Here is a 15,382-nt window from a genome sequence, read left to right as displayed (position 1 = left end):
CCCCGCCCGTACCGCCGGGGCCCCCGCGGCAGCCGGGCCCCCAGGCGTACGCGGCCCCGGGGGAGCGGCGCGACCGGCCCCGGCGGTACGGGCGGGGGCGCCGGGACGGCGGCGGGGCCGTCCGTCCTGTCCGAGCCGAGCAGCGTCTGCGGCAGTACCAGTACGGCCTGGACGCCGCCGTAGATATTGGCCTGGAGGCGTACCGCGATGCCGTGTCTGCGCGCCAGCGCCGACACCACGAAGAGCCCGATCCGCCCGTCCTGGAGCAGATGCGCCACATTCACCCGATCGGGGTCGGTGAGCAGCGCGTTCATCCGCTTCTGCTCGTCCGGCGGCATGCCGAGCCCCCGGTCCTCCACCTCGATGGCCAGCCCCGCCGTCACATGCTGCGCCCGCAGCAGGACCTGGGTGTGCGGGGAGGAGAACAGCGTGGCGTTCTCGACCAGTTCGGCGAGCAGGTGGATGACGTCGGCGACCGCGTGGCCGCGCAGGGTGCCGTCGATGGGCGGCACGAGTTTGATCCGCGGATACTGTTCCACCTCGGCGATGGCGGAGCGGAGCACCTCCGTCATGGCGACCGGTCTGCTCCACTGGCGCCGGGAGACCGCCCCGCCGAGCACGGCGAGGTTCTCGGCGTGCCGACGGATCCGGGTGGCCAGATGGTCGACGTGGAAGAGACCTTTCAGCAGCTCGGGGTCCTCGACCTCGTTCTCCAGCTCGTCGAGCAGCTGGATCTCGCGGTGGACCAGCGACTGGAGCCTGCGCGCCAGATTGACGAAGACCTCGACCTTCTGTTCGTTCCTGACGCTGCCGGAGATCCGGGACGCCTGGACCACCGCGCCGAGCGCGGCCTCCTGGGAGCGGCTCAGCTCCCGTGCGAGCAGGTCGAACTCATCGCCGTCGAGAACGGGTGCGGCTGCCTTGTCGGCGGCTCTCCCGGCTCCCTTGGCGCCGTCCTTGCCGGTGGTCGTCCCGGCCGCCCTCGCGGTGACCTCCTCGCCCCGTCCGAGCCGCTCGACCGCCGCGCGCAGTTCGGCCTGTCCGCGCGCGCTGGACAGGCGCAGCTCGTCGCAGCGGCCGAGGAGGGACCTGGCGGTGCGTTCCGCGCCGAGCGCCGCCGCGGCGATGGCGGCGAAGGCGAGCAGCGCCGTACCGAACAGGGCCGTCCAGATCTGCGCGGTCGGTTCCGCCCCGGTGGAGCGCAGGACGAGCATCACCGCCGCGGCGCCGCTCAGCGCGGCGACTATCGCGGGCAGGACCGCCGTACGCACGAGTCGCGGCCGTATCCGGGTGTCAGGCGGCGTCGGGGCCGGCGCCTGCGCCCGGAGCGGGGAGAGCGGCGAGCGGGGGCCCGGCCGGCCGTGCCGCCCGCCTTCGCGGCGCTCGGGCCGCGCGGCGGGTGCGCGAAGTTGAGACATCAGTGTCCTCGGTACGTGAGGCCCCAGGAAGCGGCGTCGTGCTGGTGTTCCGGAAATGGCGCAGCGGCAGGACCGGCGCATGCCGCTTCAGCCCTCCGTTGATCACCGAGCACACACGGTAGTCGTCAAGCCTTCCCTCGCGGTGGGCAGTTGACGAAGTTCCCCACAGAGCGTCCCACCCCGGTATGAGGCATCGCACACCAGCACGAAATACGGCATTCGAACGAGGTCCGGACACGCGCGTGGGGCCGGACAGCCGCCCGGCCCCACTGGTCACTCTCGACTCGTCGACTCGTCCGGCGCGTGGTCGGCCGCCACGTGGTCGGCCGCCACGCACCGGGGACGCCTACGCGGAGGACGCCGTCTCTTCGGCCCGGCCCGCCGTACCCGTTTCGCGCGTCCCCGCGGCGAGGTCCGCGCCGACCTCGGCACCGGCGATCACCTCGGCGATCGCCGGTTCGGGGCGTACGGGCCAGCCGCCGGCCGGCTCCACCGCCACGGCACGCCACCACGGGGCGTCGGGGACGGCGTCCCCCGTGGGCTCGAACGGCTGCCCGGGGATCGGCAGCGCCAGCCCGGCACCGGCCTCGTCGGCGGCGGCCACCGTGCCCTCGCCGGGCTCGGCCCACGGGTGCGGGGCGAGGTTGAACGTGCCCCAGTGGATGGGCAGCATGACGCCGGACGGGCGGCCGCCCTGGAGGTCGAGGTGGGCACGCATGCCCTCGGCCGGGGTCATGTGGATGTCCGGCCAGTGCTCGCTGTACGCGCCGATCTGGATCATGGTGGCGTCGAACGGGCCGTGCTCGGCGCCGATGTCCCGGAAGCCGGGGAAGTATCCGGTGTCACCGCTGTGGTAGATCCGGTGCTCGGGTCCTGCCACGGCCCAGGACGCCCAGAGGGTGTGCTGCTGGTTGCGCAGGCCGCGACCGCAGAAGTGACGTGCGGGGGTGGCGGTCAGCCGGACACCCGCGACCTCGGTGGACTCGTTCCAGTCCAGCTCCCGCAGCCGGGAGGGGGCCACTCCCCAGCTCTCCAGATGGGCACCGACCCCGAGCGGCACGGCGAAGACCGTGTCGGTGGAGACGAGCGCCTTGATCGTGGGCAGATCGAGGTGGTCGTAGTGGTCGTGGGAGATCACGACCACGTCGACGGGGCCCAGCGAGGCGAGCGGTACGGGTGCGGGGTGCAGCCGCTTCGGTCCCGCGAAGGCGAACGGCGAACAGCGCTCGCCCCAGACCGGGTCGAAGAGCACGCGCCGGCCGTCGATCTCGGCGAGGACGGTGGAATGCCCCATCCAGGTGAGGCGTAGCCCGGACGCGGGGGGCCGGGCGAGGTCCGCGAGGGTGGTGGGGTGCACGGGGATGGCGCCGGAGGGGGCACGGCGGGTGCGCGCGTCCTTCTGGAAGTAGACCTTCGCCAGCTCCAGGCCCGAGGCGCCGGACGGTCTGGTCCTGGACCCCACCGGATTCTGGAACACGCCGTCCGCGAAGTTGGGCGAGCGGTGGATCCGCTCCAGCCTCTCGCCCGCCGAGTCGGCCCCGAAGGCGGTGGGTCGCAGCGAGCGCAGCCGTGAACGCAGTGGAAGGGGGGAACCAGCGCCTGTCACAGCACCTCCTGGAGGTTCGATTTCGTCCCATTATGACCGTGTATACAGAACGGCGCGGGTCGGGTCGATCACACTCGATCGGGCCGCGCCCCGGCGCTTCGTACGCCGGTCCAACGTTGCCGGTGCCCTCAGGATTCCCGGGCACGCCCCCGATTCGGCCCTCATCTCGCGCCGGTCGATAGGGTGACGGCGACAGCGGGAGGGCGGGGCGGGGGGCAGGGCCGGCAGCACGGTGGTGGGCGCGGAACGCCCGACCGCCGTGGACCGGCGGACATCAGGGCACCGGAGAGGGAGATTGTGGCTCAGCAGGGGACCGATCAGACCGATCAGCTCCATCACGACGTGCTGGTCGTCGGAGGCAGCGGGGTGGACACCGTCGTCCGGGTCGACTCGCTGCCCGTACCGCTCGCCGACTCGGTCTCCGTGGGGCCGATCCGCGAGTGGCCGGGGCACACCGGCGGCAATGTGGCGCTCGGCTGCCGGGCCCTGGGCCTGGACGTGAAGTTCCTCGACTACATAGGCGACGACTGGACGGGCGGCCAGGTACGCGAGCGGCTCACCGCGGGCGGCGTCGACTTCGAGGTCCTGATCTCCCCCGCGGGCACGCGCCGCGCGGTGAACCTGGTGGACAGGACCGGCCGCCGGATGTCCTTCCACGACGCCCGGGACCCGGACGATCTGCGGATGCCGCGCGACTTCTATCTGCCGCACCTGCGCCGTGCGCGCCATGTGCATCTCTCCCTCACCAACTTCGCCCGCTTCCTCTTCGACGACATTGAGGCGCTGGGCGTACCGGTCTCGACCGATCTCCACGACTGGGACGGCCTGTCGGACTACCACCGGGAGTTCGCCTTCCGCTCCGACCTGGTCTTCCTCAGCGCGGCGGGCGCGAAGGAGCGCATCGCCTCCGTCATGCGGGAGATCCTGCGCGAGGGCCGGGCCGAGGCCGTGATCGCCATGGCGGGGGCGGGCGGCTCGTATCTGATGACCCGGGAGGGCGGCCGTACCCCGCGCCCGGTCCCCGCGACGCCGCCGCCGGGTCCCGTGGTGGACTCCAACGGCGCGGGCGACGCGTACGTCTGCGGGTTCCTGCACGGCAGGCTGGCCGGCCGCGGTCTGGAGGAGTGCGCCCGGCTGGGCGCCCTGGCGGGTGCCCACGCCTGTACGGCGGAGGGCGGCGAGGCGCTGATCGGACCGGACGCGCTGCTGGCCGACCGCGTCTGAGCGGGCCGTACGCCCGGGTGCGCCGCCTCTCGCGCACCGGGCTGTCACGGGCCGGGCCGGGCCGCGCCACCGCGTTGTCAGTGGGGGTTGGTAGAACTGCTCCGTACCAACCCCTCACCGCCCGCCCGTGTCTGGAGCGTTCGTCATGACCATCAACCAGTACCTGCGGGAGCTGCACGGCCTGCCCGTGTTCGGCTTCCCCGACCCCGGCGGCACCGCGGAGCTGCCGGATCCGGCGTCGGTGGCCTGGCGCCTTTCGGTCGGTTCGTACGACGCGTCGGAGTCGTGGGAGGAGGCGTTCGCCCGCTTCACGGCGAGCGTCGACACCACCGGCGTCCGGGCGCTGATCGTCGGGTCGTGGAGCGAGGCTTACGAATCGGGGCCGGAGGGGATCGTGTCCGCCCTGGTCGCGGCCCGCGACCGGCTGCCCGGACTGCGCGCCCTGTTCATCGGCGACATGACCGGTGAGGACTGCGAGATCTCCTGGATCACCCAGGGGACGCTCACCCCGCTGCTGGACGCCTTTCCCGCGCTGGAGGAGTTCGGAGCGCGCGGCGGCAGCGCTCTGGTCTTCCCCGCCGTACGGCACGAGCGGCTGCGTTCCCTCACCGTCGAGACGGGCGGCCTGAGCGGCGAGGTGGTGCGCGGTGTGGCGGCGAGCGACTTCCCCGCGCTGGAGCGGCTCGACCTCTGGCTCGGCGTCAGCGAGTACGGGGGCGACGCCCAGGTCGCCGATCTGGCCCCGATCCTGGCCGGTACGCGCCTGCCCGCGCTGCGGCACCTGGCCCTGCGCAACAGCGAGCGGCAGGACGAGATCGCCGCCGCGCTGGCAGACGCCCCGGTGGTGGCCGCTCTGGAGACCCTGGACCTCTCGCTGGGCACCCTCGGCGACGAGGGCGCGCGGGCCCTCCTCGACGGCCGGCCGCTCACGCATCTGAAGAAGCTCGACCTGCACCACCACTACGTGGGAGAGGAGATGCGCGAGCGCCTCCTGTCCACCCTCGGCGCGGCCGGAGTGGAGGTCGACCTGTCCGACGTCGCGCAGCCGGAGGACTGGGACGACGACGAGGAGCACCGGTACGTCGCGGTGGCCGAGTAGCCGATGCGTCCCTCCCCCAGCGGCCGGGACCGGGAGCCGCGACTGACCGTCGTCGGGATCCCCGGCAACCGGCGCACGACGCTGTTCCAGGACGCCGTCCTGGCCGCCGGGCTGCCCCCCGCCCGCGAGGTGTCCTGGCTCGAAGTGCTGCGCGGACGGCCCGGGTTCGCGCCCGGTGAGACCGTACGGATCGACTCACCGGGCGAGGACCGCGAGGTGGACCTGCTGCTGCGCGGCGCCAAGGACTCCACCCGGGTCGAGGGCACGGCCCGCTGGTACGAGAGGTTCAGCGCCGCCGCACGGGAGCTGGGCGGGCGGGTCAGGAGCGCCGGGGCGGAGCTGCTGGACGACCCGGAGGAGCTGGCGGTGCTCTTCGACAAGCGGCTGTGCCACGGCGTGCTCGACGCGGCGGGCGTGGCGGTTCCCGCGTCGCCCACCTCGGGGGCGGGCGCCCCGGCCGTCGGCGGCTGGGACGACGTACGGGCCCTGATGGCGGGGGCCGGGCTGCGCCGGGCGTTCGTCAAGATCGCTCATGGCTCCTCGGCCTCCGGGGTGCTCGCCGTGGAGATCGCGGGACCCGGCCGGGTGCGGGCCACCACGTCCGTGGAGCGGGACGCGGCGGGGCGGCTGTACAACTCCCTGCGGGTGCGGACGTATCCGAGCGAGCGCGCGGTGGCGGCCGTCGTCGACGCCCTGGCCCCCGACGGCCTGCACATCGAGCGGTGGCTGGCCAAGGGCTCGGCGGGCGGCAGGTCGGCGGACCTGCGGGTGGTGGTGGTCGCGGGCCGGGCCACCCACGCGGTCGTACGGACCAGTGACTCCCCGATGACCAATCTCCATCTCGGTGGCGCGCGCGGTGACCTCGACGCGATCCGCGCGGAGACCGAGGCGTCCGGCGGCGGCTGGTCCGCCGCCCTCGCCCTCTGCGAACAGGCCGCCGACCGGTTCCCCGGGACCCACTGCGTGGGGGTCGACCTGCTGCCGTCGCCGGGCTGGCGGCGGTTCACCGTCTGCGAGGTCAACGCCTTCGGGGATCTGCTGCCCCGCCTCACCGGGCTGCCGGGCAGCGGCGCCGAGGGGCTGGACACCTACGGGGCGCAGCTCGCGGCGCTGCCCGCACACGCCGCCCGGTCACGGGAAAGGGCCGCGCGGGAGAAACCGCCGGAGCGGACGCGGGAGGAGGTGCGCCATGGCGGCATCTGACGTACGGTTCCCGGCCGGTCCGGCCGGACCGATCGACATGAACGAGGTGGTGGGGCGGGACGATCTGCTGCTCGTCACCCTCGACACGCTGCGCTTCGACGTGGCGCAGGAGCTGGCGGCGGCGGGCCGGCTTCCGCATCTCGCCCGCCATCTGCCGGGCGGTCGCTGGGAGGAGCGGCACGCGCCCGGCAGCTTCACCTACGCCTCGCACCAGGCGATCTTCGCCGGTTTCCTGCCCACGCCCGCCGCCCAGGGGCCGCATCCGCGGCTGTTCGCCGCGCGCTTCGGCGGCAGCGAGTCCACGGCCGGGAGGACCTTCGTGTTCGACAGCGCCGACCTGGTGTCGGGGCTGGCCTCGGCGGGCTACCGCACGGTGTGTGTCGGCGGGGTCGGCTTCTTCAACAAGCGGGCGGCGCTCGGCTCCGTCCTGCCGGGGATGTTCCAGGAGAGCCACTGGGAGCCGGAGTTCGGGGTCGCCTCGCCCACCTCCTTCGAGGCCCAGATCGACCGCGCGGAGCGGGTGATCGCGGGCCTGGAGCGCGAGCGGCGGCTGTTCCTCTTCGTCAATGTGGCCGCGCTGCACCAGCCCAACTGGTTCCATCTGCCGGGCGCCACCCGGGAGGCCGGTGACTCCCGGGCCACGCACGCCGCCGCGCTGGAGTACGTCGACCGGCACATCGGCCGCCTCTTCGCCGCCGCGAGCAGCCGCCGCCGCTGCTTCGCCATCGTCTGCTCGGACCATGGCACCGCCTACGGGGACGAGGGCTGGACCGGTCACCGGCTGGGCCACGCCTCCGTGTGGACCGTGCCGTACGCCCATTTCTTCCTGGAGCCAGGTGGAGCCCGATGACCACACCCGCCGCGCCGCCCCCGTACGAGAGCACCGCCGCACCGCGCCCGTACGAGAGCTACGTCTACGCCTATCCGCACAAGACGGCCTACCGCCCGCTGCCCGACCGGCCCGCGCTGCGCGAGCTGTGGGCCCCGGAGCGCAAGGACGCCCTCTCGCTCTATCTGCACATACCGTTCTGCGAGGTCCGCTGCGGCTTCTGCAATCTCTTCACCCGGATCGGCGCCCCCGACGAGCTGACGACGCGTTATCTCGACGCCCTGGACCGTCAGGCGACCGCCGTGCGCGACGCGCTCGACGGCCCCGGCGACCACGGCCCCGGCGACTGCGGCCCCGGCGACCACGGCCCGGGAGACCGCGGCCCGGGGAACCGGCCCGCACGGTTCGCCGCCGCGGCCTTCGGCGGCGGTACGCCGACCTTCCTCACCGCCGGTGAGCTGGAGCGGCTCTGCGACATCGCGGAGAAACGCATGGGCGCGGATCTGCGCGCCGTGCCGCTCTCCGTCGAGACCTCCCCCGCCACGGCCACCGCCGACCGGCTGGCCGTCCTCGCCGAGCGGGGCGCCACCCGGCTGAGCATCGGCGTCCAGAGCTTCGTCGAGGACGAGGCGAGGGCCGCGGTGCGCCCGCAGCGCCGCGCCGACGTCGAGGCGGCGCTCGGCCGGATACGCGACGCGCGGATCCCCGCCCTCAACATCGACCTGATCTACGGCATCGACGGCCAGACCGAGGCGAGCTGGCGGCGCTCCCTGGACGCCGCGCTCGCCTGGCGTCCCGAGGAGCTGTACCTCTACCCGCTGTACGTACGGCCGCTCACCGGACTCGGCCGGCTCGGCGCGGGCGGCGACGCCGCCTGGGACGCCCAGCGGCTGCGGCTCTACCGGCAGGGCCGCGACCACCTGCTCGGCCACGGCTACGAGCAGGTGTCCATGCGGATGTTCCGCCGCCCCGGCTCCCCCGAGCAGGGCGCGGACGACCACGCGTGCCAGACCGACGGCATGATCGGGCTGGGCTGCGGGGCCCGTTCGTACACCTCCGCGCTCCACTACTCCTTCGACTACGCCGTCGACATGCGGGAGATCCGCGCCATCATCGACACCTACACCGCCACGGCGGACTTCTCCCGCGCCGAGGTGGGGCGCCGCGTCGACGAAGGCGAGGCCCGCCGCCGTCATCTGCTGCAGTCGCTGCTACAGGCGCGCGGCCTGGACGTGGCGGAGTACCGGGAGCGGTTCGGCTCCGCGCCGACCGCCGACTTCCCGGCCGAGCTGGACCGGTTCGCCGGGCTCGGCTGGCTGGACGGGAGCGCGCCCGCCGGTCTGCTGCGGCTCTCGCCCGAGGGGCTCGCGCACTCGGACGCGCTGGGCCCGGCGCTCTTCTCCCCCGCCGTACGGGCCGCGATGGCCGCGTACGCGCCGAAGTGACCCGGCGCCGGTCCCGGCCCCCGACCGAAGGGAGGTCCCCGTGGACCTGACCATCCTCTACCGCGGTCCGCTCGCCTCCTGCGACTACGACTGCCCCTACTGCCCGTTCGCCAAGCGGCGGGACAGCCCCGGTCGGCTGCGCGCCGACCGGGCCGCCCTGGAGCGGTTCACCGGCTGGGTCTCACGGCCCACGGAGGACCGGCTGTCGGTGCTGTTCACCCCCTGGGGCGAGGGTCTGACGCGGTCCTGGTACCGGCGCGCGCTCACCGAGCTGTCGCACCTCCCGCAGCTGCGCCGGGTGGCGATCCAGACCAATCTGAGCTGCCGCACCGGCTGGCTGGCGGACGCCGATCCGCGCAAGCTCGCGCTGTGGTGCACCTACCACCCGGGGCAGACGCCGTACGACCGGTTCCTCACCAAGACCCATGAGCTGGCGGCGCTGGGCATCCGGTTCAGCGTGGGGGTCGTCGGGCTCGCGGACCATCTGGAGCAGGCCCGTCGGCTGCGCGCCGAGCTGCCCGCGCACGTCTATCTCTGGATCAACGCGGCCGAGGGGCACACGTACACGGACGAGGAGGCGGCCCGCTGGACGCGGCTCGATCCGCTCTTCCCGTACAGCCGCCGTCCGCACCGCTCCGCCGGACTGCCCTGCCGCACGGGCGAGTCGGTGATCTCGGTGGACGGTACGGGGACGGTGCGGCGCTGCCACTTCGTCCCGGCCGAGCTGGGCAATCTGTACGACGGTTCGTACCGGCGGGCGCTGGCGCCGAGGGCGTGCCCGCTGGCGGTGTGCGACTGTCACATCGGCTACGTGCACCTGGAGACGCTGCCGCTCTACGACGTCTTCGCGGGCGGCGTGCTGGAGCGCGTCCCGGCGGCCGCACGGCCCGTCGCCGTCGCCCCGCCGGTCTTCCCCGAGGGCCGTTGACGAACGCCGTCCCGGCTCCCGGACGCCGCGCCCGGCCCCGGCCGTCCCGGGAGCGCCGCCGCGCGGGCGACCGCGCGGGACGGGGACATGCCCCGTGGCGGGTCAGGGAGCACCGTCGCGCCGCCCTTCGGGTTCCGGGGCGGCGCCCAGCCGTACCGCCCGCCCCACTTCGGAGCGCAGCTCGATGAATTCCGGCAGTCGGCGGGTGGCGATCTGGTCGCGCTCCGCCGGGAGCCGCACCGGCAGGTCGGCGTGGACAGGGCCGGGGCGCGGGGCGAGGACGACGACGCGGTCCCCCACGTACACGCTCTCGTCGATGTCATGGGTGACCAGCAGGACCGTCATGCCCTCCGCCCGGTGCAGCCGCAGCAGCAGGTCCTCCAGATCCTCCCGGGTACGCGCGTCCAGCGCGCCGAAGGGCTCGTCCATCAGCAGCAGCGAGGGCCGGGCGGCGAGTGCCCGCGCCAGGGCGACCCGCTGCTGCATGCCCCCGGACAGCTGCCAGGGTCGGCGGCGCCCGGCGTCGGCCAGCCCCACCTGCTCCAGCATGCGCAGCGCCGCGGCGTGCCGTTCGGAGCGGCGCAGGCCCTGGCGGCGCAGCGGCAGGGCGACGTTCTCCCGTACGGAGAGCCAGGGGAAGAGCGAGCGGCTGTAGTCCTGGAAGACGACCCCGAGCCGCTCGGGCACCCCGTCGACGGGGTCGCCGTCCAGGGTGACGCGGCCCGAGGTCGGGCGGATCAGCCCGGCGACGCAGCGCAGCAGGGTGGACTTGCCGCAGCCGGAGGGGCCCACGATGGTGAGCAACTGGCCTGTCGGTACGGTGAGTTCGATGGACCGGAGCGCTTCGGACCCGTCGCTGTCCGGGGCGTCGCTGTCCATGACGTCGCCGCCCGTCGCCCAGCCACGCGTCGCCCAGCCGCGCTTCCCGGCGCCGCGCGTCCCGTCGCCGTACCGGTGGCCGAGCCCCTCGATCCGCAGCATGCGCCGGATCACCGGGCCCAGGGTGCGTAGAGCGGGGAGTCGTCGGCCGGTACCCGGATCCGCAGCAGCTCCGGTCCCGCGTCGGGGCCCAGCCCGAGGGACCGGTCCAGCGCGGCAGTCAGCTGCTCGGCCCGCTCGACCTCGCGGCCGGGGCAGCCGAACGAGGCGGCCAGCGCGGCGAAGTCGATGCCGCCGATGTCCGTTCCCGGCACGGGTGTGATCCCGATCCGGCGGCCCAGGGCCCGCACCGCGCCGTACCCCCCGTTGTCCAGCAGGAGAAAGCTGACCGGGGCGCGGTGGCGGGCCGCCGTCCACAGCGCCTGCACCGAGTAGAGCGCGGAGCCGTCGCCGAGTACGCACACCACGCGCGAACCGCCCGCGAGCGCGCGCCCCACCGCCAGCGGCAGCCCCCAGCCGAGCGCGCCGCTGCCGGTGGTGAGGAAGCCTCCCTCGGCGCGGACCGGCAGCCGGGCGTGCAGGGCGTCACGGTGGCTGGGCGCCTCCTCCACCAGCACGGTGTCGCGCGGCAGCCGCTCCCGGAGCAGATCCATGACCAGTTCGGCGGAGAGGACGCCGGGCCGCGCGGGCGGCGGCGCCGTCCTGGCCGGGGGCGGCGGCCGTTCGGACGTGCCCACCAGCCCGGTCAGCGCCCGCACGGCCGGGCGGATCGTCGTGACGACGCTCGTGCCGACCGGCAGCCAGGCGGCCTGGGCGGGGTCGCAGTCCAGGTGGTACAGCTCGGTACCGGCCGCGAGCGCCGGGCCCTCCACGTGCACGTGGTAGGTGAACAGCGGCGCGCCCAGCGCGACCACCAGGTCGTACGGTGCCAGCCGCTGGGCCAGCTGGTCGGCGACGGGCGGCAGAAAGCCCTGGAAGTACGGGTGCAGCTCGTCGAATCCGGAGCGTCCCGAGAGCGGGCTGATCCAGACCGCGGCCCGGGTCCGCTCGGCCAGTTCCGCGACCTCGCGCACGGCCCGCTCGTCGTCGACGGCGGGTCCGACGACGAGCGCGGGCCGCCGCGCGCCGTCCAGCGCGGCGGCCAGCCGGTCCAGCGCCTCGGGGTCGGCGCCGTATCCGCCGTGCACGGTGCGCGGGGCGACGGGCCGGGCGGGCTCGTCCCAGTCGTCCTCCGGCACGGAGAGGAAGACCGGGCCCCTGGGGTGGGTCATGGCGATCCGGTGCGCCTCGGCGAACGCGCCGGGCACATCGGCGGCGCGTTCGGGCTGGCGGCTGAACTTCACGTACGGGCGCGGGAACTGAGCGGGCTCGTCGGCGCCGAGGAAGGGCCGGAGCGGGAGCAGCGCGCGGGACTGCTGGCCCGCGACGAGCACCAGGGGCACCCGGTCCCGGTAGGCGTTGAGCACGGCGCCCAGCGCGTGGCCCACGCCCCCGGCGGAGTGCAGGCTCACCAGCGCGGCCCGGCCGGTGCCGAGGGCGTGTCCCGCCGCCACCGCGACGGCGCTGGACTCCTGCAGCGCGAGGACGTAGCGGAAGTCGTCGGGCCAGTCGCGGAACATCCGCAGTTCGGTGGAGCCCGGGTTGCCGAAGACGGTGGTCATGCCGGCGGCGCGGCACAGCTCCACCACCGTCTGACGGACGGTCGGATTCATCCGGGGGTTCCTCTCGTGAGTGAGGGGCCGCGCGCCGCGCGGCGTCCGCCGATCAGCAGCCGTTCGAGGGCGAGCAGCAGGCTGTTGAGCAGCTGGCCCACCACGCCCAGCAGGACGATCACCGCCCAGACCGTGAGCAGGTCGGAGCGGCTCTGGGCGTCGACCAGCTGAAGGCCCAGGCCGCCCGCGGTGCCGGGCAGCAGCTCGGCGAAGACCATGAGGATCAGCGAGAGCGACAGGCTGATCCGCAGCCCGGCGAAGACGCGGGGCAGCGCGGCGGGCAGATACAGCAGCAGGGCCCGCTCGGGCAGCGGCATCCGCAGTACGGCGGCGACCTCCAGCCGCAGCGGGTCGATGCTCCGGGCGCCCTCGGCGGTGTTGATGAGCACCGGCCAGACCGCGCTGAAGACGATCGAGGCGAGTTGCATCCGCGTACCCGGGTCGAAGAGGACGACGAAGACCGGCACCAGCGCGGGCGGGGGTACGGCGCGCGCGAACTGGAGCACCGGATCGCACAGCGCGTACGCGTCGCGCGAGCGGCCCAGCGCGAGGCCGAGCACGATGCCGCAGCAGGCCGCCGGAGAGAACCCGGCGATCACCCGCCCGAGGCTGGGCAGCAGATGCGCGACGCCCGCGTCGGTGAGGAACAGCCGCTCCGGCGGCCCCGCGAACCACAGCGCCGCCGCCCGGCCGACCGCGCCGACCGCCGCCGTCCCCGTGTTCGGTCAGCTCAGTGTTCGGTCAGCCCCGTGTTCGGTCAGCTCAGTGTTCGAGGGGCAGCAGGTCGGGGCGTTTTGCCGCGATGTGGTCGCCGGAGGAGGCGCCGCGCAGCCTGCGCCCGATCCACGGGACCAGATACTCGCGCGCCCAGTGGATGTCGTCGCGCCGCTCCTCCAGCGTGCCGCGCGGCGGCAGCGGGGGCCACGGCTGGTCCGGGTCGGCGGGCACCCCGACGCCCAGCACCTGAGCGGCGCGCAGCGCGACCCGGGTGTGTCCCTCGGGCGACAGATGCAGCCGGTCGCCGTCCCAGGCCCGCCTGTCCTGCACGGACTTGAGGGACCAGAGGTCCAGTACGGGGCAGCCGTACCGGTCGGCGATGGAGCGGGTGTGCAGGTTGAAGGTGGCTATCTTGCCGCGCAGATGGCGCAGTACGGGTACGCCGCGCGTGTCGAAGCCCGTGGCCAGCACGACGGTGCCGACGGCTTCGGTGAGGTCGGCGACGGCCCGTTCGAAGCGCTCGGCCACGTCGTCGGGGTCGGTGCCGGGACGGATGATGTCGTTGCCGCCCGCGCAGAAGGTGACCAGGTCCGGGGCGAGTTCCCGGGCCCGGGGGATCTGCTCCTCGACGATCTGGTCGAGGAGCCGGCCGCGTACGGCGAGGTTGGCGTAGCGGAAGTCCCCGTGCGCGGTGTCCGGCGTCGCGCTGCCGGAGAGGGGGAGCCGGTCGGCGAGGAGGACCGCGAGCCGGTCGGCCCAGCCGACGAACCGGCCGTCGGGTCCCGGGTCGCCCACACCTTCCGTGAAACTGTCCCCGATCGCCGCGTACGACCCGAACACACCGTTTCTTCTTGTTCTCGAATCGTCTGCCACAGCCACACATCCTTCACCCGGGGATGTGACCTACGCGACCGTAAGGAGGGGTTGACCAGGGGTGAGAAACACCATCCGTCAAGTTTCGACCAACCGGGAATAGCCGGAAACGGCCCTCGCCCGGTACGGGGGTACCGGGCGAGGGCCGTTCGGAGCCGGGGACGGTCGGCGGCGGACAGCGGGTCAGACCGTGACGCCCCGCGAGCGGAGGTAGGCGATGGGGTCGATGTCGGAGCCGTAGTCGGGGCCGGTGCGGACCTCGAAGTGCAGGTGCGGCCCTGTGACGTTGCCCGTCGCGCCGGAGAGGCCGATCTGCTGTCCGGCGGAGAGGCTCTGGCCGACGGAGACGGACAGCGCCGAGAGGTGGGCGTACTGCGAGTACTTGCCGTCGCTGTGCCGGATGACGACCTGGTTGCCGTACGAGCCGCCCCATCCGGCCGACACGACCGTGCCCGCGCCGATCGCCTTGACCGTGGAGCCGGAGGAGGCGATGAAGTCCACGCCCGTGTGGTAGCCGCTGGACCAGCTGCCACCGGCCGCCCGGTAGGAGGTGCCGATCGAGGCGTCGACGGGCTTGGTGAAGCCGGCGCCCGTGGTCTGCGTGGTGGTGTTGGAGGCGGAGGTTCCGGCGGAGGCGCCCGCGGAGGCGCCGGTGCGGGAGGACTTGGCCGCGCTGGACCCCGTGCCGGAGGACTTCGACGCGGTGGCCCCCGTGCCGGAGGACTTCGACGCGGTGGACCCGGTGCCGGAGGACTTCGACGGCGCCTCGGACCTGGCGCTCGGCGCGGCGGACGGCGCGCTGGAGGGCGCCGTGGACGCCCGCGTGCCGATGCTCAGCTTGAGACCCGGGTGGATCAGCTCGGGGTTGCCGCCTATCGCCTGGCGGTTGTCCTCGTACAGCTGCTGCCAGCCGCCCCGTACCCGCTGCTCCGCCGCGATCTTGGACAGATAGTCGCCGGAGACCACGGAGTAGACCTTCGTCGCCTTCGTCGTCGCGGTCGCCTTCGCGGCGGAAGCCGAAGCGGCGGCGGACGACTGCTGGGCGGGCAGGCTCGCCGCCGTGTGCGTCGTGGCGGGGGCCGCCTTCGGCGTGGCGGCGGGGGCGCCCTGCTGGGCCGCGTGCGCGCCGGTGGCGCCGATGAGCGGCAGGGCGATGGCGGCGCCACCCGTACCGGCGGCGATGAACCCGCGCGAGAACGGATTGGCCTTGGGACGGCGGTGCTTACCCTTGGCGGGCATGGTGCGTTCCTCTCCGGCGCCTACGAGGTGAGCTGTCGGGTTCGGGCTGGAGATGCCCGGCCGCGCGCGGTGCGCGACTTCACCCCTAGGGCCTCTCGTTTGGATCATGCCGGGCTCGCGAGCCCTGGCACCGCGCCTCGCCGCGTTGTCGTCAGTCGCCTACGCTCCGCGTGGGCTCCCTCCTCCGCCTTGCGATCCACGGCACCAGAC

The 15,382-nt window shown here is 74.1% G+C and carries 13 protein-coding genes and 1 riboswitch; of the genes, 6 read left to right on the top strand and 7 right to left on the bottom strand.

The genetic code is table 11. The features are described from left to right. Together DVH02_RS17555 and DVH02_RS17550 are read right to left on the bottom strand one after the other, a co-directional pair. Window positions 1-1,271: sensor histidine kinase (locus DVH02_RS17555; RefSeq protein WP_407697640.1), on the bottom strand; the 1,271-nt coding region annotated here is incomplete at its 3' end. 493 nt (window positions 1,272-1,764) lie between these two features. Next, window positions 1,765-3,024, bottom strand: coding sequence for an MBL fold metallo-hydrolase (locus tag DVH02_RS17550; protein ID WP_114624754.1), 1,260 nt, complete (start codon window positions 3,022-3,024; stop codon window positions 1,765-1,767). Between the two features lie 345 nt (window positions 3,025-3,369). Between DVH02_RS17550 and DVH02_RS17545 the strand changes: the two genes are divergently transcribed. From DVH02_RS17545 to DVH02_RS17520, 6 genes are all read left to right on the top strand, one after another. Continuing rightward, window positions 3,370-4,248, top strand: coding sequence for a carbohydrate kinase family protein (locus tag DVH02_RS17545; protein ID WP_114624757.1), 879 nt, complete (start codon window positions 3,370-3,372; stop codon window positions 4,246-4,248). A 145-nt stretch (window positions 4,249-4,393) separates the two neighbouring features. Next, complete coding sequence (locus tag DVH02_RS17540) at window positions 4,394-5,347, top strand: STM4015 family protein (protein WP_114624753.1); 954 nt, start codon at window positions 4,394-4,396, stop codon at window positions 5,345-5,347. Between the two features lie 3 nt (window positions 5,348-5,350). After that, a complete protein-coding gene (locus DVH02_RS17535; RefSeq protein ID WP_199566327.1) occupies window positions 5,351-6,550 on the top strand; it encodes an STM4014 family protein in 1,200 nt (399 codons plus the stop codon). A 37-nt stretch (window positions 6,551-6,587) separates the two neighbouring features. After that, window positions 6,588-7,400 carry an STM4013/SEN3800 family hydrolase gene (locus DVH02_RS17530; RefSeq protein WP_114624756.1) on the top strand — a complete coding sequence of 271 codons (813 nt, stop codon included), beginning with the start codon at window positions 6,588-6,590 and terminating at the stop codon, window positions 7,398-7,400. After that, window positions 7,397-8,824, top strand: a complete 1,428-nt coding sequence (locus DVH02_RS17525; protein WP_114624752.1) for an STM4012 family radical SAM protein — start codon at window positions 7,397-7,399, stop codon at window positions 8,822-8,824. Before DVH02_RS17530 ends, DVH02_RS17525 begins: the two co-directional genes overlap by 4 nt. Window positions 8,825-8,864: 40 nt before the next feature. Continuing rightward, entirely contained in the window at window positions 8,865-9,752 is an 888-nt protein-coding gene (locus DVH02_RS17520; RefSeq protein ID WP_114624751.1) for an STM4011 family radical SAM protein, read from the top strand. Window positions 9,753-9,854: 102 nt separating this feature from the next. On the opposite strand, the gene DVH02_RS17515 is transcribed toward DVH02_RS17520, so the two are convergent. The 5 genes from DVH02_RS17515 to DVH02_RS17495 all read right to left on the bottom strand — a co-directional run bounded on the left by DVH02_RS17515 (window position 9,855) and on the right by DVH02_RS17495 (window position 15,172). Beyond that, a complete protein-coding gene (locus DVH02_RS17515) occupies window positions 9,855-10,733 on the bottom strand; it encodes an ABC transporter ATP-binding protein (protein ID WP_407697641.1) in 879 nt (292 codons plus the stop codon). Window positions 10,734-10,741: 8 nt separating this feature from the next. Continuing rightward, window positions 10,742-12,343 (bottom strand): benzoylformate decarboxylase, encoded by a 1,602-nt coding sequence (gene mdlC / locus DVH02_RS17510; RefSeq protein WP_114624750.1) that lies wholly within the window; start codon window positions 12,341-12,343, stop codon window positions 10,742-10,744. After that, a complete protein-coding gene (locus DVH02_RS17505; RefSeq protein ID WP_233518286.1) occupies window positions 12,340-12,942 on the bottom strand; it encodes an ABC transporter permease in 603 nt (200 codons plus the stop codon). Before DVH02_RS17505 ends, mdlC begins: the two co-directional genes overlap by 4 nt. Before the next feature lie 163 nt (window positions 12,943-13,105). Beyond that, entirely contained in the window at window positions 13,106-13,933 is an 828-nt protein-coding gene (locus tag DVH02_RS17500) for an SGNH/GDSL hydrolase family protein (protein ID WP_114624748.1), read from the bottom strand. A gap of 183 nt (window positions 13,934-14,116) precedes the next feature. Further along, window positions 14,117-15,172 (bottom strand): M23 family metallopeptidase, encoded by a 1,056-nt coding sequence (locus tag DVH02_RS17495; RefSeq protein ID WP_114624747.1) that lies wholly within the window; start codon window positions 15,170-15,172, stop codon window positions 14,117-14,119. Window positions 15,173-15,174: 2 nt separating this feature from the next. Next, window positions 15,175-15,298, bottom strand: a riboswitch (cyclic di-AMP (ydaO/yuaA leader). Between the last annotated feature and the right edge of the window lie 84 nt (window positions 15,299-15,382).

The organism is Streptomyces corynorhini, assembly GCF_003346515.1.
Taxonomy (GTDB): Bacteria; Actinomycetota; Actinomycetes; order Streptomycetales; family Streptomycetaceae; genus Streptomyces; species Streptomyces corynorhini.
This window is presented reverse-complemented; position numbering and strand designations above follow the sequence as displayed.